We start from the raw sequence: 22,029 nt of genomic DNA, 5'->3' as shown, positions 1-22,029 counted from the left end.
AAGTTGTGTGCAAACTTCATTCTACCATGTGGGGAAAATCACTATGGATTTTTTCTTAGGTGTCCAACTTCATTTTACAATCAACCTAATAGCTTGTTTAAAGAAAAAAGTCAAGTAGTGAATTAATTTTTGAAAAGCTTGCATAAAAAAGTTTTAGATATTTGTCTATTCCAGACAAATTAAGGGCTGGAATATTAACAAATTCTTTATTTGCTAAAGAATAAAAAACCTGGGAGGAAAAGTTCCTCCCAGGAAAACGCTTTATAGAGCTGTACAGCCCATCATACGGCTGATATCGCGGGTCAACCGGAGCAGTTTGGGCAGCAACTGCTCCATAAACTTATCGGTCATTCGGAAAACAGGAGCAGAGATACTGACTGCGGCTACAGGGTGGTCAGACCAGTTGAAAATTGGGGCGGCTACACAGCGTACACCTGGCTCGTGCTCCTCGTCATCCACGGCATAGCCCAACCTACGGACCCGCTCTAGACTGGAGCGGAGTGTGTCCAGATCTGTGATGGTCTTTTCTGTGTAGGTGTGGATCTCGGAGCTGTCCCATACCTTGATGACTTCCTCATCGGGGAGATAGGCCAGTATGCTCTTGCCCACTCCGGTGCAGTACATAGGATTGCGGCAGCCGACATAGGAGGCCATTCGAACCAGAGGGCGGGCGGGCTCCGCCTTATAGATGTAGATCACGTCGCTGTTATCCCGCTCTACCAAATGGACCACTTCCTGGCAGTCGGCGGCCAGCTCGTCCAGCATGGGCTTGGCGGCGGTGAGCAGATTCAACGCAGTGGAAACGCGGCTGCCTACCTCAAACAAGCGGAGTGTCAGCCGGTATTTTCCGCTCTCCTGGTCTTTGCACGCATAGCCGCGTTCAACCAACACGCCCAGCAGCCGGTGGGTCGTGCTGATGTGCAGACCAGTGGTGGCAGCCAGGTCGGACAGGGACATCCCCTGTGGTGCAGTGGAGAGCGCCTCCGTGATATCTAACACACGGGCCACAGACTGGACCGAGCCAGAGGATCCATTCATGTGATCCGCCCCCTTTACAATTATTTTTTCCAGCATAACACAATTTGTCATAGGTCAGCAATAGTTTTTACACAAAATAGAGACAAAAATTTTATGAAAAGAGAGGATTGACATGAGAGGAAAAAAGAGATATAAATGTGTTTGGATATCATAATACGATAAAAATTTTCATAATATGAAAAATGGAGGCCGCTATGAGAGAACAAGTTATCCAGATGGTAGAAGAGGAGAAGATCATCGCCATCGTCCGCGGCATCGATGCGGAAAAGTGTATGAAGGTGGCGGACGCCCTGTATGAAGGTGGAATCCGGCTGATGGAGATCACTTTCGATCAAAAGAATCCAGACTCCTTCCCAGTGACGGCCAACGCCATAGCCGAAATCGGAGCCAAATACCAGGGACGGATGCTGGTAGGCGCCGGTACGGTCACCACACCGGAATTGGTGGAGCTGGCTGCCAAGGCTGGCGCCAAGTACATCATCTCTCCTGACGTCAACGTGGAGGTCATCCGCCGCACACGGGAGTTGGGGCTGGTGTCTATGCCCGGTGCTATGACGCCCAGCGAAGTCATGACGGCGCATAACGCTGGAGCTGACTATGTTAAGCTGTTCCCGGCAGGCGAACTAGGCACCTCCTATGTAAAGGCTATCCGGGCTCCCATCAGCCATGTAAAGCTGCTGGCAGTGGGCGGCATCAATGAAAAGAACGTGGCCGACTATATGGCAGCGGGAATGTGCGGCGCCGGTGTGGGCGGCAATCTGGCCAACAAGAAATGGATCGAGGCCGGAGAGTTTCACAAAATTACCGAAACAGCCCGTGAGCTATTAGCTGCCGCAAAAAGCGTCAAGTGAGCAAGCGAAGAACGTGAATATCGCGGAGCCAATGAAATATCAACACAACGAGGAGGAAACTACAATGAAAAGAATTATCACCTTTGGCGAGATTATGATGCGCCTGAATCCGGAGGGGTACCTCCGTTTTGTCCAGGCGGACAAGTTCGAGGCCACCTATGCTGGCGGTGAGGCCAACGTTGCCGTGTCCTTGTGCAACTATGGCATGGACGCCGCCTTTGTCTCCAAGGTTCCGGCCCATGAGATTGGTCAGGCTGCGGTCAACGAGCTGCGCCGTTACGGTGTGGACACCAGCCTGATGATCCGGGGCGGCGACCGCTTGGGCATCTACTTTGCCGAAAAGGGTGCCTCTCAGCGGGCCTCCAAGGTGATCTATGACCGGGCCAACTCCGCCATTTCTCTGGCTAAGGCCTCTGAGTTTGACTGGGAAAAGATTTTTGCCGGTGCTGACTGGTTCCATTGGACCGGCATCACCCCGGCTCTGGGCGGCGAGCTGCCCGCCATCTGCCTGGAGGCTTGTAAGGCCGCCAAAAAGTTGGGCCTGACCATCAGCTGTGACCTGAACTACCGTAAGAAGCTGTGGACCCGCGAGGAGGCCGGCAAGGTCATGGCTGAACTGGTCCCCTATGTGGACGTGTGCATCGCCAACGAGGAGGACGCTAAGGATGTGTTTGGTATCGCTGCCACTGATACCGACCTGAATACCGGTAAGCTAAGTCACGAAGGCTACATCAGTGTGGCCAAGCAGCTGACCGAGCGTTTTGGCTGTAAGAAGGTGGCTATCACCCTCCGGGGCAGCATCTCCGCCTCTGACAATGATTGGGCCGGTATGCTGTACAGCGACGGAAAGGCCTCCTTCTCTCCCACCTACCGGGTTCATATCGTGGACCGTGTGGGCGGCGGCGACAGCTTCGGCGGCGGCCTGATCTATGCCCTTCTGTCCGGTTATGACGACCAGAAAGCGATCAACTTCGCCGTGGCCGCCTCCTGCCTGAAGCACAGCATCGACCACGACTTCAATATGATGTCTGTCAGTGAAGTGGAGTCTCTGGCCGCTGGCAACACCTCTGGCCGTGTCCAGAGATAAGGGGGACATTTCTATGGATATTGTTGAAAAACTGGGTAACGCGGGCGTCGTGCCCGTAGTGGTGTTGGATAAGGCAGAGGACGCGGTTCCCACTGCCAAGGCCCTGCTGGCTGGCGGCGTGGATGTGATGGAGATTACCTTCCGCACCGCCGCTGCCGCGGATTCCATCGCCGCCGTAGCCAAGGAGTGCCCCGAGATGGTAGTGGGCGCCGGCACCGTTATTACTCTGGAGCAGTGCGAAAAGGCCGTGGAGTGCGGTGCCAAGTTCATCGTCTCCCCCGGCTATAGCGACGAAGTGGTAGCCTGGTGTGTGGAAAACGGCGTGGCCATCACTCCCGGCTGTGTCACCCCTACGGAGATCATGGCCGCCATGTCCCATGGCCTGAAAGTGGTCAAATTTTTCCCGGCCAACGTCTACGGCGGCCTGAGCGCCATGAAGGCGCTGTCCGGCCCCTTTGGCTCTATGAAGTTTATCCCCACCGGTGGGGTCAATGGGCAGAATCTGGGCGAGTATATTGCCGCTCCCTTTATCCATGCTGTGGGTGGGAGCTGGCTGTGTTCCAAGGGCGACATCGCTGCCCATGCGTTTGACAAGATCACCCGCCTGTGCCAGGAGGCCCGCCAAGCCGTTCTGGGATTTGAGGTGGCCCATATCGGCATCAATACCGCCAGTGACGAGGCATCCATGGATGTGTGCCAGGGGCTGAAGGACGCTTTTGGCTTTGAGATTAAGACGGGCAACAGCTCCAACTTTGCCAGCAGTGCTGTTGAGGTTATGAAGAGTATGTACCTGGGCCAAAACGGTCATATTGCCGTAAAGACCAACAGCATTGCCAGGGCCGCTGTGGAGCTGGAGAAGCATGGCTTCCAACTGGATGAATCCACCGCCAAATATAAGGGTGAAAAGATGATTGCTGTCTATCTGAAGCAGGAGTTTGGTGGCTTTGCTGTCCATCTGCTCCAGAAGTGACCTTCTGAACAAGATGTTTCCCATTCCTTTCTTCATGTGGAAGGCCCCCGCTCGATTGCCATTTCGAGCGGGGGCCTTCCGTATACTATATTAAGAGCTTACGGGTGCCTAGCAGGACCGCCTTACTTAACCAAGTAGCCGCCGTCCACAGGAATGACGGCCCCGTTGAGGTAGTCAGAGGCCCGGGAGGCCAGGAATACCACTGTCCCCTTCATATCCTCCGGGGTGCCCCAGCGGTGGGCGGGGATCCGGTCGGTGATCTCACGGTATCGGGGGTTGCTGACATCGGTGAGTGCCACATTCATATCTGTATCCATATAGCCGGGGGCGATGGCGTTGACCTGGATCCCCTTGGAGGCCAGCTCATTGCACAGGGCTTTGGTCATCTGGGCCACTCCCCCTTTTGAGGCGGCATAGGCGGGGACGGTCATACCGCCAAAGAAGCTGAGCATAGAGGCAATGTTGACAATCTTCCCGCAGGGCTGTTCCTTTTTTAGAAATTCTTTGGCAGCCATTTGACACAGGTCAAAGGGAGCGGTCAGGTTGACATTGAGTACGTCCTTCCAGTCCTGAAGAGGAAATTCGGGGCTGGGGTGGCGGCGCTGTATGCCGGCGGCATTGACCAGAATATCCAGGCCGCCCAGCAGAGCGACGGCTTGGTCAAAGGCCTCCTGCCTGGCCCGGTCGTCGGCCAGGTCCACGGCGATGCCTTTGCACCAATAGCCCTTTGCTTCGAATTGGGCGGCCACCTCGATCACCTTTTTGCTGGTACCAAAAATGACTACAGCGGCGCCGGCCTCCATCAGGCCCTCCGCCATGCCGTGGCCCAGTCCTCTAGTGCCGCCGGTGACAATAGCCTTTTTCCCGGTGAGATCAAATAAGCTGTTCATGGGAAAACCTTCCTTTCTCCGCGGGCCTCTAGGCCCGCGCTATCATCGTGTATCAAAGGGAATAGCCGATCAGTTCAGTCAGTCGGACCTTCACTTCCCGCAACAGATCGGCATACCGATCCTGATTCTGCCTCATACGGGCGTCCGAGCTGGAAATACTGACCGCGTAGGCCGGCCTGCCGGTCACGTCCAGGATGTCAACAGCGACACAGGAGATGCCAGGCTCCCGCTCCTCCCAGTCATAGGATACCCCCGCCAGCCTGCATTCCTCCAGCTGGCGCTCCAGCTCGGGAAGGGAAGACACCGTGTTGGGGGTATAGGTGATGATCTGGGAGCGGGACCAGATGTCCTCCACCTCCTGGCGGGACATATCGGCCATCATGGACTTGCCCACAGCAGTGCTGTACATGGGTAGCTCCATGCCCAGGCAGGAGCCCATGACGACTACACCAGAGGAGGGAATGACCTTGTCGATATACCGGATATTGGTGTCCGACCGCTCGGCGAAGTGGATGGTTTCGCAAGCCTGCTCGGATAACTGCTGGAGCAACGGGTGGGCCAGCTGGATAACTGTGCTGTGCTGGGGCACCCGCTGTCCCAGTGCGAGCATCTTATAAGTCAACCCGTACCGGCTGGTGTTCTCATTCTGCCTGACATAGCCCAGCTCTGTCAGTGTGCCTAGAATGCGATGGACCGTAGTGACGCTGAGTCCGGTAGCGCCGTGGAGCTCCCGGACGCCCATCTCTCCCTGTGCGGCCAACTGCTCCAGAATGGAGAAGGCGCGAGCAACGGACTGAATGGTATCCTCGGCCATGGAGATTCCTCCTCTTGATTGGTGAATTTCAAATTTGGTTGACCGGATACAGCACCTTTTCCCCAGTGGCAAAGCGTACGGCCTCCTCGGCCACCTTGCGCTTCATCTCCTGGGCGGCCTCCTCGGAGTACCAGGCGATGTGGGGGGTGCACAGGAAATTCTCCAGCTCCAGCAGCTTGCTGGGGCGGGGAAGAGGCTCCTTCGCTGTGACGTCCAAGGCCGCGCCGGCGATCAGGGCGGTGGTCAGGGCGGTGTACAGGTCCTCCTCATTGACGATACCACCACGGGAGGTGTTGACCAGATAGGCGCCCCGCTTCATTTTTTGGAAGGCGGCCAGGTCGAACAAATCGCGGGTGCAGGGCTGGAGAGGGCAGTGAATGCTGATCATGTCGGCCTGCTCGAGCAGGGTGTCAAAGGATACGAGTTCCACTCCGTCAACCTGAGTGCCTGGCTGATACAAGGGATCATAGGCGATGCGCCGGCAGTCGAAGCCGCCCATACGCTTGGCGAAAGTACGGCCGATGCGACCCATGCCCACGATACCTACCGTCTGGCCGGGGATGCGATGGATGGGCACCCCGTAGGAGTAGTCCCAGTCGGTGCCCTTGGTGTAGTTAACCATAGTGACAGTCTTACGCACCAGGGACAGCATGAGGGCCATGGCGTGATCTGCTACCTCGTTCATGCCGTAGTCAGGGACGTTGCATACCTGTACCCCCATCTCGGCGGCCGCGACGCAGTCGATATTATCTACCCCCACACCATAACGGACAATCATTTTCAGTTCGGGGCGCAGAGCCTGGATGACCCGGCGGGTCAGGGGGGTATACTGGTTCAGAATAATCTCGGCCCCCTTCAGCTGCTGAATAGCCTCCTCCTCCGTGTGGCACTGATAGAGGGTGAAATCCATACCAGCCTTCTGAAAGACGGCCTCCTCCTGGGCTAGATTCACATGGTCGTTATCGGAAATGACAATCTTCATGTTCCTCTCCTTACCTGCGGCAGTCCACCATGACCTTGACGGTGGGGACCTGGGGATCGTGGATCATATCGAAGACGTTGGCGCAGTCGGACAGGGGCAGGACATGGCTGATGAGCAGCTCCAACTCGTCAGAGATGCGCTGAGTCAGCTCCACGGCCTGGCCAAAGTCCCGTTTGGTGTAAACACGGGTAGCGGTCATGTTCAGTTCACGGAAATGCATATCGGCTAGAGCCACGGGATGGGGGGCCTTATGTACGCCTACCAGACAGATCATGCCGTCCGTGCGGCAGGGAGTAGTCATCTCCAAAGCGGCAGATTCGGCCCCGGTACATTCAAAAACAATGTCGGCCCCGTCTCCATTGGTGGCCTGACGGACATACTGGGTCAAGTCTGCTTCCTTGGAGTTGACCGCGTCAAAGCCCAACTTGGCGGCCATCTCCAGTCTGGCCTGATCAAAGTCGGAGATGATGATGCGGGAGGCTCCGCTGTGCTTGGCTACCACACCCACTAAGGCTCCGATAGGACCGGCTCCCATGATGACAATGCTGTCCATCGGCTTAAAGCCGGCTCGGTGCAGAGTGTGGACAGCCACAGCTAGAGGCTCGATGATTCCCGCTACTTTGCTGGAGACAGAAGCCGGGACCTTGAACAGTACATCAGTGTCACAGCACACATATTCGGCTACACCACCGTCTAGGTCGATGCCGATGATCTTCAGGGTATCGCACACATGGGGCCGGCCATTCCGGCAGGCAAAGCAGTGTCCACAGGAGATCAGAGGGTAGGGAGCAACTCGGTCGCCAACCTGAAAACCATTAGAGTCACCGGAGATATCTTCAATGACGCCAACAAATTCATGGCCTAGGACGAGAGGGGCCTTGGCCCGGGGATGGGTGCCGCTATAGATGCCAATGTCAGAGCCGCAGATACCGCAGTAGTCGATGCGGATCAGGGCCTGGCCCTCCTTGGGAACGGGCTTTTCCACTTCACGGACAGCCACCTTTTTAGGGCCTTCATAGATGAGAGCTTTCACAATGAGTTTCCTCCTTTTGCTGTTCTGATATACGGAACAATGTTTCATAAATATATTTTAACACGCAGAAATAGAGAAAGTCAATACAGAACCAAAGAAAAGAACATATACGGGCCATATTTCCCTCCTGTACGCCCTTGACAATCGGCTGAGGGGGTGATATAGTACCTGTGTTAAAACGGCTGAGAAGGAGAAGAAGCCTGAATCGACCACCCAGAGAGGGGCGCCCTGTGCTGAAAGTGCTCTGTGGAAGCGATGGCTGGTACCACTCCAGAGCTGCCCGGGACGACCGGGCCGGGGCTTTCCCGTTACAGGAGGTCACAAGCGGCAAGTTGTCCCGCTTTGCCTGTTCACGACGCGCAGGACTGGCGGCCTACGGCTGCCTCCCTCCGGTCCGCCCGCGTTGATCGAGACGGCGCGGTGATTCTTGCAAGCAGGGTGGAACCGTGGTGCGTATCAATACGCTTCACCCCTGACACATATCAGGGGCGGAGCGTATTTTTTTGTTCCTTCCCCTAAACGCGAGAAAGGAGCGACTGAAAATGTCCGAAGAAAACATCTATACCTTTGAAAATCCCGAATACCGCCAAACCTACTGGCACACCTGTTCCCATGTGATGGCCCAGGCGGTCAAGCGTCTGTGGCCCGAGGTAAAGCTGGCCATCGGACCCTCCATTGACGAGGGCTGGTACTACGACATGGACGCCCCCTTCGCCTTTACTCCGGAGCACCTGGAGCAGATCGAGGCAGAGATGCGGAAGATCTGCAAGGAGAAGCTGAAGCTGGAGCGGTTTGAGCTGCCCCGGTCGGAGGCGATTCAATTCATGGAGGAGAAGGGCGAGCCATACAAGGTAGAGCTCATCCATGACCTGCCCGAGGATGCGGTCATCTCCTTCTATAAGCAGGGGGAGTTTACCGACCTGTGCGCCGGCCCCCACCTGGACTCCACCGGCCGCATTAAGGGCAACGCCTTGAAGCTTACCGCCTGCAACGCCGCTTACTGGCGGGGGGACTCCAACCGGGAGACTCTCCAGCGCATCTACGGCATCGCCTTCCCCAAAAAGGACGAGTTGGACGAATATCTGGCCCGGATTGAGGAGGCCAGAAAGCGGGACCACCGGAAGCTGGGCAAGGAGCTGGGCTTGTTCATGCTCCGGGACGAGGGCCCCGGCTTCCCCTTCTTCCTGCCCAAGGGCATGACCTTGAAGAATACCCTGCTGGACTACTGGCGGCAGGTCCACAAGAAGTACGGCTATGTGGAGATTTCCACCCCCATCATGCTCAACCGTCAGCTGTGGGAGAGATCCGGTCACTGGGACCACTACAAGAATAATATGTACACCACGGTCATCGATGACGTGGACTTTGCCGTCAAGCCCATGAACTGCCCCGGAGGTATGCTGGTCTATGCCAGCGAGCCCCATTCCTATCGGGAGCTGCCCCTGCGGGTGGGGGAGATCGGCCTGGTCCACCGCCACGAATTATCTGGCGCCCTTCACGGCCTGTTCCGCGTCCGCTGCTTCAACCAGGACGACGCCCATGTGTTTATGACCAGGGACCAGATGCAGGACGTGATTCAGGAGACGGTCCGCCTGTTTGACGAGGTCTACTCTGTCTTTGGGTTGAGCTATACCATTGAGCTGTCCACTATGCCGGAGGATCACATCGGCACCGTGGAGGAGTGGGAGCGCAACCAGGAGATTTTGAAAAACGCTATCACCGACATGGGCAAGGACTTTGTTATCAACGAGGGGGATGGAGCCTTCTACGGCCCCAAGCTGGACTTCCACCTGGCTGACTCCCTGGGCCGTACCTGGCAGTGCGGCACCATTCAACTGGACAGCCAGCTCCCTGAACGCTTCGAGCTGGAGTACACCGGCGAGGACGGCCAGAAGCACCGCCCTGTCATGATCCACCGAGTGGTGCTGGGCTCTATTGAGCGATTCATCGGCGTTATCACCGAGCACTTTGCCGGGGCTTTCCCCGCCTGGCTCAATCCCGTCCAGGTGAAGGTGCTCCCTGTCACCGACCGGGCCGCACAGTATGCCGATCAGGTGTCCAAGGCCCTAGACCAGGCCGGCTTCCGGGTGGAGGTGGACCACCGCAACGAGAAGATCGGGAAGAAGATTCGGGAGGCCACCATGGAGAAGGTGCCCTATATGCTGGTGGTAGGAGACCGGGACGTGGAGAACAATACCGTGTCTGTCCGGCACCGCACCGGCGAGGACCTGGGGGCCATGTCCCTGACAGATTTCTCTGCTCTGCTGGCCAACGAAGTGGACAACAAGATTATCAAATAAATCGCGCAAAAAACCGCCGGAAACCCGTTTCCGGCGGTTTTTTTGTGCTTTGCGGGACATACTGGAAGGAGAAAAAGCCGGCCTGGCCGCCAAGGAGGAACGCCATGAAAAACGAAAGAGCTATGTATGCTATAAGCTACGGCCTGTTTGTTCTCACCGCCCGTCAGGGGGAGCGGGACAACGGCTGTATCATTAACACCGCCGTCCAGGTGACGGCCCAGCCCAACCGCGTTACCATAGCCGTCAACAAGGGAAACCTAACCCACGACATGATTCAGGAGACCGGAAAATTTAACCTGTCAGTCCTGTCTGAAGAGGCGGACTTCCAGTTGTTCAAGCGATTTGGCTTTCAGTCCGGCCGGGATAGCGACAAATTTGCCGGGACCGAGGACCAGGTCCGGCGGGGGGAGAACGGCCTGCTCTATCTGACACGGGGAACCAACGCCTGGCTGTCCTGCCGGGTCGTGTCCCATCTTGACCTGGGCAGCCACACCCTGTTTTTGGCGGATGTGGAGGATGGAGACCTGCTCAACGACCAGGCCAGCGCCACCTATGCCTATTACCAGGGCCACATCAAGCCTGGTGATTTTACCCACGCCACCGGGGACAAGAAGCGGTGGGTGTGTAGGATATGCAGTTATGTATACGAGGGGGACGAGCTGCCGGCGGACTATATTTGTCCCTGGTGCAAGCACCCAGCCTCGGATTTTGAGCAAGTAAAATAAAAAACCAGGGCCGGAGGGAAACCTCCGGCCCTGGTTTTCGTCTTGAGAAATAAGATGGTTGCGGCAAGACGGATTTCAGGCTAAAATACCTTTAGAGGATTGATTCTTTTGCCGCGTCCAAAAAGGAGGAGCGCCATGGAGGACCATAAGATCATCGACCTGTACTGGGCCCGGTCCCAGCAGGCTATTGTGGAGAGTGACCAGAAATACGGGCCCTACTGCCGCGCCATCGCCCTTGGGATACTGGCTATGCGGGAGGACGCTGAGGAGTGCGTCAACGACACCTGGCTCCGGGCGTGGAACGCTATGCCGCCCCAGCGCCCCTCGGTGCTGTCTGCCTTCTTCGGCAAGCTGACCCGCAACCTGTCCCTGGACCGGTGGCGGCGGGAGCGGGCGGCCAAGCGGGGCGGCGGTCAGGTGGAGGTGGCTCTCCAGGAGCTGGAGGACTGCCTGCCGGACTGTAGGGTGCCAGACCAGGAGCTGGATGCCAGGGAGACAGCCGACCTGATTTCCACCTTTTTGCGGACCCAGCCGGAGCTGGACCGCCGACTTTTTGTCCGTCGATACTTCCATCTGGAGGCATTGTCTTCGCTGGGAAAGCGGTTTGGACTGACGGAGAGCCAGGTGAAGTCCCGGCTCTACCGGACCCGCCAAAAGCTGAAGCTGTTGTTGGAGCATGAGGGGGTGGCCATATGACATCGGAGTATTTGCTGGACGCCATGGGGCTGCTGGACGACGACATGATCCAGGACGCGGAGGAGGGGGCCAAGCCGGCCTTCCACTGGCGGAGATGGGGGGCGTGGGCCGCCTGTCTGGCTCTGGTAGTGGCTCTTGGTTATGGCGCCTCTCAGTTAGGAGCAGGCCAAGATGGAAGCAGCGCTGATACTGCTGGAGGTATTCCCTCCTCCTCTTCTGGAGAGGCCGGCGCTGCAAACAGTGACAGCACTGCTACCGCACCGGGGGAGAACTGTCAGCAGGGAGAGGGCGCTATCCTGGTATACCGGGATGGCCAGACTTACCATATCGTCCGCTCTGTGGAGAAGCTGCCGGAGGACAGCGAGCTTTTGGGCCGGCTGGAGCGGAACGACGGAGCGTCCCTGTACACGGACAGTGAGGAATATGCGGGCTGTGAAGTCTGGGAGGACGGTAGCGGATTCCTCTATGTCCAGATGCCGGACGGCACCTTCGCCCAGGCGGAGCTGGTACAGCCGTAGATACAGGCAGAACAGTGGGGAGGATTTCGTTTCGAAGTCCTCCCCATAGTTGTTTCATGACAGATGAGACAGTGGATGGGAAAGAAGGGGCTCTTTTGGTCTGCCACCATATCGTCTCCGCCCCAAAGAGCAGAGACGAATGATTTTAAGGAGAGTGAAAGAGAACGGTCTGTTTAGCTGATATAGGAAAAGTATACCGAATGCTGCGTCACGTTCTTTTTATCCTCCTCATTTTTATTGTATCAAGATAGATTTACTGGCCGCTGATCTTCCCTAGAAGATTGGCATAGCTCACAGCGGCCTCTTCCCGCGTCAGGAAGGACTTGGGGCGGGCAATAGAGCCGTCCACCTCGCTCATGACGCCCGCCGCGACGATCCGACGGATTTGACCAGCATACCCTGGCTCTGCCTTCTGCTGGGACAGGTCGTCCAGATAGCGGTCCATATATTTTTTCCAGTCCTCGTAAGACATCTGCTCCCCCTCCTGATAGTTGGGGCGGTAAGCGCCCACGATGTATGTTTTGTCCCGCTTCCGCCGCATGACGGAGCCGCCGTTGGCCTCGCTGCCGGAGCCAGTGTTGCCGTCGATGGTGGTGATATACTGTCCGTCCCAGTCCTCGCAGAGGCCTACGTGCTGGGCATTTTTCTTCCCATCAAAGTTGAAGAAAATGACGTCGCCAGGGCGATAGTCGGACACGGCCTGCGCCCTGTGGTAGGACAGGAGAGTGGGACAGTAGGCCGTTTTTCCCCCGCCGTAGTATAGTTCGGACGCCCCGGCTTCCCGGAAGCACCACCACAGAAAGACGGCGCACCAGGCGTAGCTGCCGCCGGACACCTCTCGGCCGTAGTAGGCTGTGTTGTATTTGACCCGGTTGCTGTCGGCTGGCTGCTCCTTGATGCCCAGCTCCTTCCGGGCAGTGGATAGGAGCCGTTCCACAGTCATTCTTCTGTACCTCCATCCACCGCGTCCTGGAGCTTCTGACTCTGGGTGCCAAAGTAAAAGGCGATGATAACCGCGTAGATGGTCATGAAATCCTGGTCGATACGGGAGGAAATCGCCAGATAGGCAAATACGCCAGTTAGAACCAGGGTGACGATACTTTTGACGGAAAAGAGCACGGACAGACGTTTATAAATGTTGTTCAAGGTTATCTTCCTTCCTGTTTTTCAATATCGTTTTAAGGGACAGGAGCAGCAGCTCGCCGCCGAAAAAACCGAGGATGACGCCTAGGAGCGCCGCGGGATCACTGCCGGTCCTAGACAGGATGCGAAGGGCCCACAGGCTGCTCAGACTGCCGAAGGCGACGCAGTATACCACAGTGACCTTGGCAAACAGATGCGGTACATCCCGGAGCCACTGAAACAGTCCTCTCATGGCCGTCCTCCCTTCAAATCCCGGATATCGTGTTCCGCCTCGGTCATCCGACCCTCCAACTGGTAGGTGCGCTCGACAAGCTTGTTGTGCTCGGCTACCTTGAGTTCCAGCTGTTCGATGCGGTAGTTGGTCAGCTTGTTGGCCACCAGGATGCCGCCAAAGGTACCCACCAGAGTGCCAATCAGGGACATGGACGCGGCAGCTAGGGCTGTATAGTCTATCATGGCGCCACCTCCTGGGACAGCTTTGGGTCCGTAGGTAAAAAGAGGGTGGGATGCCGGATGTGCTGCCAGCGGGGCGATTTTTCCGCTGCCCTGCCTTCCCTGGCCTCTGACCAGCCGGGCCTGTTGTCAATATGTTTGATAGAGATCACCTCCAATCTAACAGGGCACAGGTCCGTTGGAGGACGTTTTGGGACAACTAGACAGGAAAAGTTTTGTGGGAGTGCCAGGAGAGACTAAGAGATTCGGATGGTAAAAATAGGGACACACACAAGGGGCGGAAAATGGAGCTGAAGATGTACGGCAAGCCGGGAGAAAATGAAGCGGGATAGGGGTAACCTCTGTGGGATAATTCATCATTTTTTTGTGAAGAAACCGTAAAAATTGGGGATGATATTGACAAACAACGAGAAGATGTATTTGCATTGTAAGGGAAATCATGGTATACTAACAAACTAATATGGGACCCGTGGCCCATAATTTTATCAGGAAAGCAGAGTTGATACATTTCCAATGTTAGACAGTGCCAGTATCGGGATGATTATTGCGCTAATCATTCTGATCGCCATGTCAGCCTATTTCTCCGCGACGGAGACCGCATTTACCTCACTGAACCGCATCCGCCTAAAAAATAAGGCGGACAACGGCAGCCGCCGGGCCGTCAAGGCCCTTGAGCTGTCAGAGGAGTACGACAAGCTGTTGTCTACTATCCTCATCGGCAACAATATTGTCAACAACGTAGCGACCACCATCGGCGCGGTATTGTTTATCAAGCTGCTTAATGAAGAGAGCGGCCCCGCGGTATCCGCTGCGGTACTGACCATCGTGATCCTCATCTTTGGCGAGGTCACCCCCAAGAGCCTGGCAAAGGAAAATCCGGAGGGCTTTGCCATGTTTTCCGTCTCCCTGCTCCAAATCTTCGTGGTAGTCCTGACTCCTTTGAATTTCCTGTTTACCCAATGGAAACGCCTGATGTCCAAGATCTTTCGCAGCAGACGGGACGACGGCATCACAGAGGAGGAACTGGTGGGCATGGTAGAGCAGGCCAGGACCGAGGGCGGCCTGGACGAGCATGAGGGAGACCTAATTCGTAACGCCATCGAGTTCAATGACCTGGAGGTGTCCGAGATCCTTACCCCTCGGGTAGATTTAGTGGCTGCTGAGGAGGGAAGCACCATGGAGGAGGTGGCCTCCCTCTTCGTGGAGAGCGGCTACTCCCGCATCCCTATCTATCATGAGACTATCGACAACATCGTGGGCGTCGTCCATGAGAAGGACTTTTACGCGGCCCGATACCGGGGAGAAACTATGCTGTCTCACCTCAAATCCCCTGTGTTTTATACCACTGGAAACACCAAAATATCAGAGCTGCTCCGTATCCTGCAGAAGAACAAAGCCCATATGGCCATAGTGGTGGACGAGTACGGCGGGACAGAGGGTATCGCCACATTGGAGGACATCCTGGAGGAACTAGTGGGTGAGATCTGGGATGAGCATGACGAGGTTATTGAGATATTCCAGAAGCAGCCGGACGGCAGCTATCTTATCGCCTGCTCCGCCGATCTGGATGATATGTACGATTTGTTCCAGGTCAAAGGAGCCTGTGAAGCGGCTACCGTGTCCGGCTGGGTCATGGAGCAGGTGGGCCGGGTTCCCGAGGAGGGAGACCACTTTGAGGCTGAGGGCCTGGATGTAACCGTCACCCGGGTTGAGCACCGGCGGGTGCTGGAGATCCAGGTCCGGATGATTGACTCCGGGGAAGAATGAGCAAAAAGGGTGCCGATACCTCTGGTATCGGCACCCTTTTTACATTACCGCTGTCTAGATACAGGGAAAGAGGGAACAAGGCGTTTTATCCGTTTCCGGCGCAGCCGTGCTTGTCCTCCCCGCAGGAATGGCTATGGCAGTTATGCTCCCCATCATGATGGTGGCTGCACATGGTGTCCGGATCATACTCCAACCGGCCGGCCAGCAGGTCGGCCGCCGCTTGGTCAGCGTCGCCGGTGACGCCGGGATAGAGCTGAATGCCAGCCTGGGCCAGAGCGGTCCTGGCCCCACCACCAATGCCTCCACAGATCAGGGTGTCCACCCCAAGATTTTGAAGGAATCCAGCCAGGGCTCCGTGGCCGCTGCCAGCGGCGCTGACCACCTGGGATGAGCGGACGGATCCCTCCTCCACAGAGTACACCTTGAACTGTTCACAGTGGCCGAAGTGCTGGAATACTTGGCCGTTTTCGTAAGTGACTGCGAGTTTCATCTTATTGACCTCCCAAGATTTCGCGGAGAGGGGAGTGGGAAAGGCGTTGGCCTCTCGGCAGCCGGGGCGGCCGTCCGGACCGCAGTCCCCGCAAAGGAGCGGCGATGCCTGGGCCAGAGCTGCCAGGGCAGAGGAGACGGCCATCAGGTCCGTTCCTGCTGTCCGATAGTGGGTAAAATAGCCTCGCTTCTCACTGGAGACCAGACCGGCCTGCCTCAATACCTTTAGGTGCTGAGAAACCGCGGCCTGTGAGATGCCCAGCTGACGGGCCAGAGCGCGGACACAGTAGTCCCGGCGGCCAAGCAGCCGGAGAATCAGCAGTCGGTTGTCGTCGGCCAGAGCCTTCAGCGCGGTGGTCAGTTCCACATCCCGCCCTCCTCTCTGTTCTGTGATGCCCCTATCATAGCACGTTTTTTAAATAAGTCAATACTTAATTAAAAAAGAAAAAAGAGAAACCGCCAAGAGGCGGTTTCTCCCGTAAAATAATCAGTTTTTCAAGCTCTGCATGGGAGCGGGGATACGGCCGCCACGGGCCACGAAGGCGTCAGCGGAGAAGGGGTGGACGGGCTGCACTGGGGCGGACCCCAGCAGCCCGCCGAACTCCACAGTATCCCCAACCCCGCAGCCAGGAGCGGGGATGATGCGGACGGCGGTAGTCTTGGAGTTGACCATACCGATGGCCGCTTCGTCAGCGATAATGGCGGAGATGGTCTGGGCCGAGGTATCCCCAGGGACGGCGATCATGTCCAGCCCCACGGAGCACACACAGGTCATGGCTTCCAGCTTGTCCAGTGTCAGGGCGCCGGACCGGGCGGCGGCAATCATCCCCTCATCCTCGCTGACCGGGATGAAAGCGCCGGACAGACCGCCCACAGAGGAGGAGGCCATGACGCCCCCCTTTTTGACTGCGTCGTTGAGCAGGGCCAGGGCGGCGGTAGTGCCGTGGGTTCCACATACCTCCAGGCCCATCTCCTCCAGGATACGGGCCACAGAGTCGCCCACTGCCGGTGTGGGGGCCAGAGACAGGTCCACAATGCCGAAGGGAGTGTCCAGCCGGCGGCTGGCCTCCTGGGCCACCAACTGACCCATGCGGGTGATGCGGAAGGCGGTCTTTTTGATGGTTTCCGCCACCACGTCGAAGGGCTGACCCCTGACCGACTGAAGGGCGTGATGGACCACGCCTGGGCCGGAAACGCCCACATTGATGACCCTTTCCGGCTCGCCCACCCCATGGAAGGCGCCGGCCATGAAGGGATTGTCCTCTACTGCGTTGCAGAACACCACCAGCTTGGCGCAGCCAAAGCCGCCCCGGTCAGCGGTGCGCTCGGCCAGCTCCTTGATGGTCCGGCCCATCATGGCCACTGCGTCCATGTCGATGCCAGCCTTGGTGGAGCCCACATTGACAGAGGAGCAGACGATGTCGGTGGTAGACAGGGCCTCTGGGATGGAGCGGATTAGGATACGGTCCGCTTCTGTCATCCCCTTTTGGACCAGGGCGGAAAAACCGCCGATAAAGTTGACTCCCGTAGCCTTAGCGGCCCGGTCCAGAGCAGCGGCGAAGGGGGCGTAATTGTCTGTCCGGGCGGCGGCAGCTACCAGGGCAATGGGAGTGACGGAGATGCGCTTGTTGACGATGGGGATACCGAACTCCTTTTCGATGGCCTCCCCTGTGGTTACCAGCTTTTCGGCATAACGGGTGATCTTGTCATAGATGTTGTCACAGGCCGCCTTCACCTCGCTGTGGGCGCAGGAGAGCAGGGAGATGCCCATGGTAATGGTACGCACATCCAGATGCTGCTGGTCGATCATCTGGATGGTCTGCATAATTTCATGTTGATTGAGCATAGTTGAACTCCTTTTATGGTCCAGCTTGGACCTTTCAATAAAATCACGCCCCGCCTTCGCGCGGATTTCCTCTAGGGCAGACCTGGAGCGAAAAGGGGTCCTACATTCGTTCCGGTCCGTCCGCGCCGCGCCGCCGAACTCTGTTCGGCGCGGAAAGGACAGCGCAGGCCATTAGATCCGATGCATCGCGTTAAAAATATCCTCTCGCTGGATGCGGATGGACAGGCCCTGCCCCTGGCCGGCCTGGTCCAGAAGGTCGGACATCTCACCGATAGAGGCGCTACAGGCGGAGGTGTCCACCAGCATGACCATGGTGAAATATTCCTGGAGTACGGTCTGGGAGATGTCCAGAATGTTGATGCTGTGTTGGGCCAGCAGGGAGCAGACGGAGGCGGTGATGCCCACCCGGTCCTTGCCGATGACAGTGACGATAGCCTTCATGACGAATACTTCCTTTCATAGATACTATGTACGCGGAGAGAGGAGCGATTAGAGTGGAGATGTTTGATCTTCATGTACAACGCCTTACTCTTCACTCAGTTCATCGAGGGTCAACTCAAACCCATCTAAAAAGCGATCCATGAAGTACCGGAGAGCGGGGATCTGGTTTTGGCACAGGGCGGCGTAGGTCTGTTCCTTGGCCTTTTTGAACTCGTTGTTGCCCGCCTTGACCTCCTCCACACATTTGAGGTAGGCGGACAGCTTGTCCGCCGCCTTGACCAGGGCACGAACCTGGGGATCGGGGATGGTGAGGGCCTCGTCATAGGCGGGGCGCAGGTCCTCCGGAAGCATGTTCAGCAGCTTCTGCTCCGCCACCGCCTCCACCTGCTTATAGGCGGACTGGATGTCGGGGTTGTCGTACTTGATGGGGGTGGGCATATCGCCGGTGAGGATCTCGCTGGCGTCGTGGTACAGAGCGGCCACCGCCACCTGCCCCGGATCGATCTGGCCCCCAAAGTAGCGGTTTTGGATCACCGCCAGGGCATGTGCCAGGACGGCTACCTGGTGGGAGTGCTCCTGGATGTTTTCCAGCCGGGTATTGCGCATGAGCCCCCAGCGGTTAATGTACCGCATCCGGGAGATCATGGGAAAGAAGTGATGGGACACATCTGGGCCTCCTTAATCAGCGATTTGAAACAAAATTGATTGTAACATAGGCGCCTGGAGATGTAAACTGCTCTTTGAGGGAGAAAGGAAAAAAGAGGCGGCTGCCGCCGCCTCTGCTTAGAGATTTATGGTTTTGCGCCCGAGCCCCTTCGCCGGGCACGGATCCCCAGGAAAATCAGGAGAAGGATCAGCGAGCCCCGGAGTATCCCGATAGCGGCGGCAAAATAACTGGCGTAGTAACGAAGCTCCGGATTTGTGAGGATCCAATACAGATAGCGCATTCCTCCAAACAGCCCCCAGGGGGATACAGAGGTGTGAGGGTTGAATACCAGCAGACTGATGGCCACCGCGGTCCACCCCATCCACAGCCAGGGATGCTTTTTACAAAGCAGCAGAGGCAGGCCCAGTAGCATGAGCCCCGCCCCAATCAGGGATACGAGCCCCATACCGCCCAGCACCAGGCCCAGCAGGCCCACGACCTCCAGGGCAGCTCCCGCTTTCTGGACAGGGGAGAACCCTCTCTGTTCCGCCACATAAACCACCTGTGGCTCCGGGGGAGCGGGGCGTTCCCCCTCCCGTACCAGCTCGTCCACGCTGATCCCGAACAGATCGGCCAGCCGGATCAGCTTGTCCAGATCAGGTACCGCCTGTCCCGTTTCCCACTTGCTGACGCTCTGCCGGGATACGCCCAACTTCTCCGCCAGGTCCAGCTGGGACAGCCCACTGCCTGTGCGCAGCTCATAAATCTTTTGAGATATCTCCATCCTGGTTTGCTCCTTCTGATTTTAGGTTTGATACAGGCCTGTTTTATGGTATGATTATAGAGGAACGAGGGACAAACGGCAACCAATCTCCCTTGGAAATTCGCGCAACCGGCGGTTGCGCGACTGGATTTTTTCGAAAGGAGCCCCATTATGGCCAAGAAAAACACCCGAAATACCAAGGGACGAATCATCGAAGCGGCCTGGCGTCTGTTTTACCGCCAGGGCTATGACGACACCACCGTGGAGGAGATCATTGCCGAGTCAGGCACCTCCCGGGGGTCCTTCTACCATTATTTTGAAGGGAAGGATGCCTTACTGTCCACGGTGTCCTACCTCTTTGACCAGAAGTATGAGGAACTGATGGCTACCCTGGACCCGGATGGAAACCGCTTTGACCAGCTTATGTACCTGAACCGGGAGCTGTTTGCCATGATTGAAAATTCTGTCTCCCTAGACCTGCTGGCACGGTTATACTCCTCCCAGCTGATCACCCGGGGGGATAAGCATCTGCTGGACCACAACCGTACATATTACAGGCTGCTGCGGCAGATCGTCCTCCAGGGCCAGGAACGCGGGGAGCTGCGGGGAGATGTGACAGTGAACGAGATGGTACGGGTGTACGCCCTGTGCGAGCGGGCCCTGATTTATGACTGGTGCCTGTCAGGTGGGGACTACTCCCTGCTTCAGTATGGAAAGACCATGATGCCCCGTTTTTTCCGGGACTTTCGTGCGGAGGAAGAAAATTTGTAGAATTGTATAAAATTTTAATTCATAAAATGTATAGTAGATAAATAAAGCAATACCAGAGCTTTTATGAAATTCTATGGAAGCATATTCCGGAGTTTATTCTATACTCTGTTCTGTATTTTATTCTGTTCTGACTTGTGGTAGAATACCCATACTGCCCCATGGGGGACATCGCCTTTCCGGGGGGAGCCGGAAGGGCGGCTGTGTGTAGTAAGGGCGTAACTGCCAAAAGGAGAGAGCGTATGACCACTGAACAGATCTGTATTATGGCCACCATCATCGCGTACCTGTGTTTTGTCATCTTTACCGGGGTGATGATCGGCCGACGTTCCAAAAAGAGTGCCGAGGGCTTCTACTTAGGAGGCCGGGGCATTGGCCCTCTGGTCACCGCAATGAGCGCCGAGGCCAGCGACATGAGCAGCTATCTGCTGATGGGCATCCCAGGCCTGGCCTACTTGTCTGGTGTAGCCGATGCCAGCTGGACCGCGATTGGATTGGCTTTCGGTACTTATTTGAACTTCCTTCTGGTGGCGAAGCGGCTGCGCCGGTACAGCGTCCGCTTGGATGCCATCACCATTCCCAGCTTCATCTCCAAGCGGTATGGGGAGAAGAAGCCCGTCATCATGTGCATCTCTGCTCTTGTTATCCTCATTTTCTTTGTCCCCTATGTGGCCTCCGGCCTGGCGGCCATCGGAAAGCTGTTTAACAGCTTGTTTGGCTGGGACTATATGGTGGCCGTGGTCATCGGTGCCATCGTCATTATCAGCTATACCTCTGTAGGTGGCTTCAGCGCCGTGGCCACCATGGACTTGATTCAGTCCATCATCATGACCATAGCCCTGTGCATTATCGTCATCTTTGGCGTGGTCCAGGCGGGCGGTTTTGACGCCGTTATAGACCATGCCAAGACACTGCCCGGCTTCCTGAGCTTTGGCCAGACCTATAACGAGGCCACCGGTCAGGCCGAGCCTTACGGCCTGCTCCGTATCGTATCCATGATGGCCTGGGGCCTGGGCTATTTCGGGATGCCCCATATTCTGGTGCGTTTTATGGCGATCCGGGATGAAAACGAGCTGAAGCTGTCCCGCCGAATCGCCTCCACCTGGGTGGTCATCTCCATGGCTGTGGCTGTGTTCATTGGTATTGTGGGCCACGCCGTCTCCTCCGCCGGGCGTATCCCCTTCCTGGAGGGCAGCGCCACGGAGACCGTCATCGTCCAGCTGTCTAACCTGCTGTCCAAGTATGGCATCTTCCCCGCTGTCGTGGCCGGGTGTATCCTGGCCGGCATCCTGGCGGCCACCATGTCCACAGCCGACAGCCAGCTTCTGGCCGCCTCCTCCGCCTTTTCGGAGAACATCGTCCAGAATGTCTTTGGCGTCAAGCTGACCAATAAGCAGAACATGCTGATTGCCCGGCTCACTGTGGTGGTCATCGCCGTCATCGCCATCTTCCTGGCCGCTGACCCGGACAGCAACGTGTTTAAGATCGTATCCTTTGCCTGGGCCGGCTTCGGCGCCACCTTCGGCCCCGCTATGCTGTGCGCCCTGTTCTGGAGGCGGAGCAACCGGCAGGGCATCATGGCCGGTCTGGTGGTGGGCGCTGTGATGATTTTTGTATGGAAATTCCTCATCGCCCCCATCGGCGGCATCTTCAATATTTATGAGCTGCTGCCCGCCTTTGTCTGTGCTACCATTGCCATCGTGGTGGTATCCCTGTTGACGCCCGCCCCAGAGAAAGCGGTGCTGGACGCCTTCGATGACTATAATCAGTAACTATAATAAAACTTCCCGCTGCCAAGCAGCGGGAAGT

At 56.8% G+C, this 22,029-nt stretch carries 24 protein-coding genes and 1 pseudogene; 10 read left to right on the top strand and 15 right to left on the bottom strand.

The genetic code is table 11. The features are described from left to right. Positions 1-261: 261 nt before the first annotated feature. Positions 262-1,038, bottom strand: a complete 777-nt coding sequence (locus OCV64_RS12545; RefSeq protein ID WP_186851785.1) for an IclR family transcriptional regulator — start codon at positions 1,036-1,038, stop codon at positions 262-264. Positions 1,039-1,232: 194 nt separating this feature from the next. Between OCV64_RS12545 and OCV64_RS12540 the strand changes: the two genes are divergently transcribed. The 3 genes from OCV64_RS12540 to OCV64_RS12530 all read left to right on the top strand — a co-directional run bounded on the left by OCV64_RS12540 (position 1,233) and on the right by OCV64_RS12530 (position 3,946). Next, entirely contained in the window at positions 1,233-1,889 is a 657-nt protein-coding gene (locus OCV64_RS12540; RefSeq protein WP_147573083.1) for a bifunctional 4-hydroxy-2-oxoglutarate aldolase/2-dehydro-3-deoxy-phosphogluconate aldolase, read from the top strand. Positions 1,890-1,953: 64 nt separating this feature from the next. Next, a complete protein-coding gene (locus tag OCV64_RS12535; protein WP_147573085.1) occupies positions 1,954-2,976 on the top strand; it encodes a sugar kinase in 1,023 nt (340 codons plus the stop codon). A gap of 13 nt (positions 2,977-2,989) precedes the next feature. Further along, positions 2,990-3,946 carry a bifunctional 4-hydroxy-2-oxoglutarate aldolase/2-dehydro-3-deoxy-phosphogluconate aldolase gene (locus OCV64_RS12530; RefSeq protein ID WP_240288526.1) on the top strand — a complete coding sequence of 319 codons (957 nt, stop codon included), beginning with the start codon at positions 2,990-2,992 and terminating at the stop codon, positions 3,944-3,946. A gap of 122 nt (positions 3,947-4,068) precedes the next feature. Here OCV64_RS12530 and OCV64_RS12525 read toward each other — a convergent pair whose 3' ends face one another. The 4 genes from OCV64_RS12525 to OCV64_RS12510 are packed head-to-tail and all read right to left on the bottom strand — an operon-like array spanning position 4,069 to position 7,665. Beyond that, positions 4,069-4,836 (bottom strand): SDR family NAD(P)-dependent oxidoreductase, encoded by a 768-nt coding sequence (locus tag OCV64_RS12525; RefSeq protein ID WP_186851787.1) that lies wholly within the window; start codon positions 4,834-4,836, stop codon positions 4,069-4,071. A 52-nt stretch (positions 4,837-4,888) separates the two neighbouring features. After that, a complete protein-coding gene (locus OCV64_RS12520) occupies positions 4,889-5,650 on the bottom strand; it encodes an IclR family transcriptional regulator (RefSeq protein ID WP_186851788.1) in 762 nt (253 codons plus the stop codon). 28 nt (positions 5,651-5,678) lie between these two features. Further along, positions 5,679-6,632, bottom strand: a complete 954-nt coding sequence (locus OCV64_RS12515; RefSeq protein WP_240288524.1) for a C-terminal binding protein — start codon at positions 6,630-6,632, stop codon at positions 5,679-5,681. Between the two features lie 10 nt (positions 6,633-6,642). Continuing rightward, positions 6,643-7,665, bottom strand: a complete 1,023-nt coding sequence (locus OCV64_RS12510; RefSeq protein WP_240288522.1) for a zinc-dependent alcohol dehydrogenase — start codon at positions 7,663-7,665, stop codon at positions 6,643-6,645. Positions 7,666-8,207: 542 nt separating this feature from the next. Between OCV64_RS12510 and thrS the strand changes: the two genes are divergently transcribed. From thrS to OCV64_RS12490, 4 genes are all read left to right on the top strand, one after another. Beyond that, positions 8,208-9,965 carry a threonine--tRNA ligase gene (gene thrS / locus OCV64_RS12505; protein WP_262670219.1) on the top strand — a complete coding sequence of 586 codons (1,758 nt, stop codon included), beginning with the start codon at positions 8,208-8,210 and terminating at the stop codon, positions 9,963-9,965. 104 nt (positions 9,966-10,069) lie between these two features. Further along, a complete protein-coding gene (locus tag OCV64_RS12500) occupies positions 10,070-10,690 on the top strand; it encodes a flavin reductase (RefSeq protein ID WP_262670217.1) in 621 nt (206 codons plus the stop codon). Between the two features lie 135 nt (positions 10,691-10,825). After that, positions 10,826-11,386 carry an RNA polymerase sigma factor gene (locus OCV64_RS12495; RefSeq protein ID WP_147573094.1) on the top strand — a complete coding sequence of 187 codons (561 nt, stop codon included), beginning with the start codon at positions 10,826-10,828 and terminating at the stop codon, positions 11,384-11,386. Next, entirely contained in the window at positions 11,383-11,904 is a 522-nt protein-coding gene (locus OCV64_RS12490) for a hypothetical protein (protein WP_262670216.1), read from the top strand. The genes OCV64_RS12495 and OCV64_RS12490 overlap by 4 nt, the downstream gene beginning before the upstream one ends. A gap of 253 nt (positions 11,905-12,157) precedes the next feature. On the opposite strand, the gene OCV64_RS12485 is transcribed toward OCV64_RS12490, so the two are convergent. Genes OCV64_RS12485 through OCV64_RS12470 form a run of 4 tightly spaced genes read right to left on the bottom strand, consistent with a single transcriptional unit; the run spans position 12,158 to position 13,503 of the window. Further along, positions 12,158-12,847 carry a CHAP domain-containing protein gene (locus OCV64_RS12485; protein ID WP_262670214.1) on the bottom strand — a complete coding sequence of 230 codons (690 nt, stop codon included), beginning with the start codon at positions 12,845-12,847 and terminating at the stop codon, positions 12,158-12,160. Beyond that, positions 12,844-13,050 (bottom strand): hypothetical protein, encoded by a 207-nt coding sequence (locus OCV64_RS12480; RefSeq protein ID WP_147573100.1) that lies wholly within the window; start codon positions 13,048-13,050, stop codon positions 12,844-12,846. The genes OCV64_RS12485 and OCV64_RS12480 overlap by 4 nt, the downstream gene beginning before the upstream one ends. Then, positions 13,034-13,279 carry a hypothetical protein gene (locus OCV64_RS12475; RefSeq protein WP_262670212.1) on the bottom strand — a complete coding sequence of 82 codons (246 nt, stop codon included), beginning with the start codon at positions 13,277-13,279 and terminating at the stop codon, positions 13,034-13,036. Before OCV64_RS12475 ends, OCV64_RS12480 begins: the two co-directional genes overlap by 17 nt. Further along, positions 13,276-13,503 (bottom strand): hypothetical protein, encoded by a 228-nt coding sequence (locus OCV64_RS12470; protein ID WP_186851795.1) that lies wholly within the window; start codon positions 13,501-13,503, stop codon positions 13,276-13,278. The genes OCV64_RS12475 and OCV64_RS12470 overlap by 4 nt, the downstream gene beginning before the upstream one ends. A 510-nt stretch (positions 13,504-14,013) precedes the next feature. Between OCV64_RS12470 and OCV64_RS12465 the strand changes: the two genes are divergently transcribed. Beyond that, positions 14,014-15,267 carry an HlyC/CorC family transporter gene (locus tag OCV64_RS12465; RefSeq protein ID WP_147573104.1) on the top strand — a complete coding sequence of 418 codons (1,254 nt, stop codon included), beginning with the start codon at positions 14,014-14,016 and terminating at the stop codon, positions 15,265-15,267. An 85-nt stretch (positions 15,268-15,352) separates the two neighbouring features. On the opposite strand, the gene OCV64_RS16275 is transcribed toward OCV64_RS12465, so the two are convergent. The 6 genes and pseudogenes from OCV64_RS16275 to OCV64_RS12435 all read right to left on the bottom strand — a co-directional run bounded on the left by OCV64_RS16275 (position 15,353) and on the right by OCV64_RS12435 (position 19,473). After that, positions 15,353-15,757 carry a NifB/NifX family molybdenum-iron cluster-binding protein gene (locus OCV64_RS16275; protein ID WP_240288925.1) on the bottom strand — a complete coding sequence of 135 codons (405 nt, stop codon included), beginning with the start codon at positions 15,755-15,757 and terminating at the stop codon, positions 15,353-15,355. 153 nt (positions 15,758-15,910) lie between these two features. Further along, a pseudogene (locus OCV64_RS16270) lies at positions 15,911-16,123 on the bottom strand (ArsR/SmtB family transcription factor); the annotation flags it as partial. A gap of 120 nt (positions 16,124-16,243) precedes the next feature. Then, on the bottom strand, positions 16,244-17,602 hold the full coding sequence (locus OCV64_RS12450; protein ID WP_147573108.1) for a PFL family protein: 1,359 nt from the start codon (positions 17,600-17,602) through the stop codon (positions 16,244-16,246). A 171-nt stretch (positions 17,603-17,773) separates the two neighbouring features. Further along, positions 17,774-18,043: an ACT domain-containing protein gene (locus tag OCV64_RS12445; protein WP_147573110.1), complete on the bottom strand. Its 270-nt coding sequence runs from the start codon at positions 18,041-18,043 to the stop codon at positions 17,774-17,776. Positions 18,044-18,127: 84 nt separating this feature from the next. Then, entirely contained in the window at positions 18,128-18,709 is a 582-nt protein-coding gene (gene yfbR, locus OCV64_RS12440) for a 5'-deoxynucleotidase (protein ID WP_186851797.1), read from the bottom strand. A 125-nt stretch (positions 18,710-18,834) separates the two neighbouring features. Then, complete coding sequence (locus OCV64_RS12435; protein ID WP_262670211.1) at positions 18,835-19,473, bottom strand: helix-turn-helix domain-containing protein; 639 nt, start codon at positions 19,471-19,473, stop codon at positions 18,835-18,837. Between the two features lie 150 nt (positions 19,474-19,623). On the opposite strand from OCV64_RS12435, the gene OCV64_RS12430 reads away from it, so the two are divergent. Both OCV64_RS12430 and OCV64_RS12425 read left to right on the top strand, forming a co-directional pair. Further along, on the top strand, positions 19,624-20,223 hold the full coding sequence (locus tag OCV64_RS12430; protein ID WP_147573113.1) for a TetR/AcrR family transcriptional regulator: 600 nt from the start codon (positions 19,624-19,626) through the stop codon (positions 20,221-20,223). Between the two features lie 239 nt (positions 20,224-20,462). Then, positions 20,463-21,992, top strand: a complete 1,530-nt coding sequence (locus OCV64_RS12425; protein WP_147573115.1) for a sodium/proline symporter — start codon at positions 20,463-20,465, stop codon at positions 21,990-21,992. Positions 21,993-22,029 lie beyond the last annotated feature (37 nt).

Origin of the sequence: Muriventricola aceti (assembly GCF_025567565.1) — a bacterium.
Classification (GTDB): Bacteria; Bacillota; Clostridia; order Oscillospirales; family Oscillospiraceae; genus Lawsonibacter; species Lawsonibacter aceti.
The sequence above is the reverse complement of the archived record's forward strand: the minus strand, read 5'-3'. Positions and strand labels throughout refer to the sequence as shown.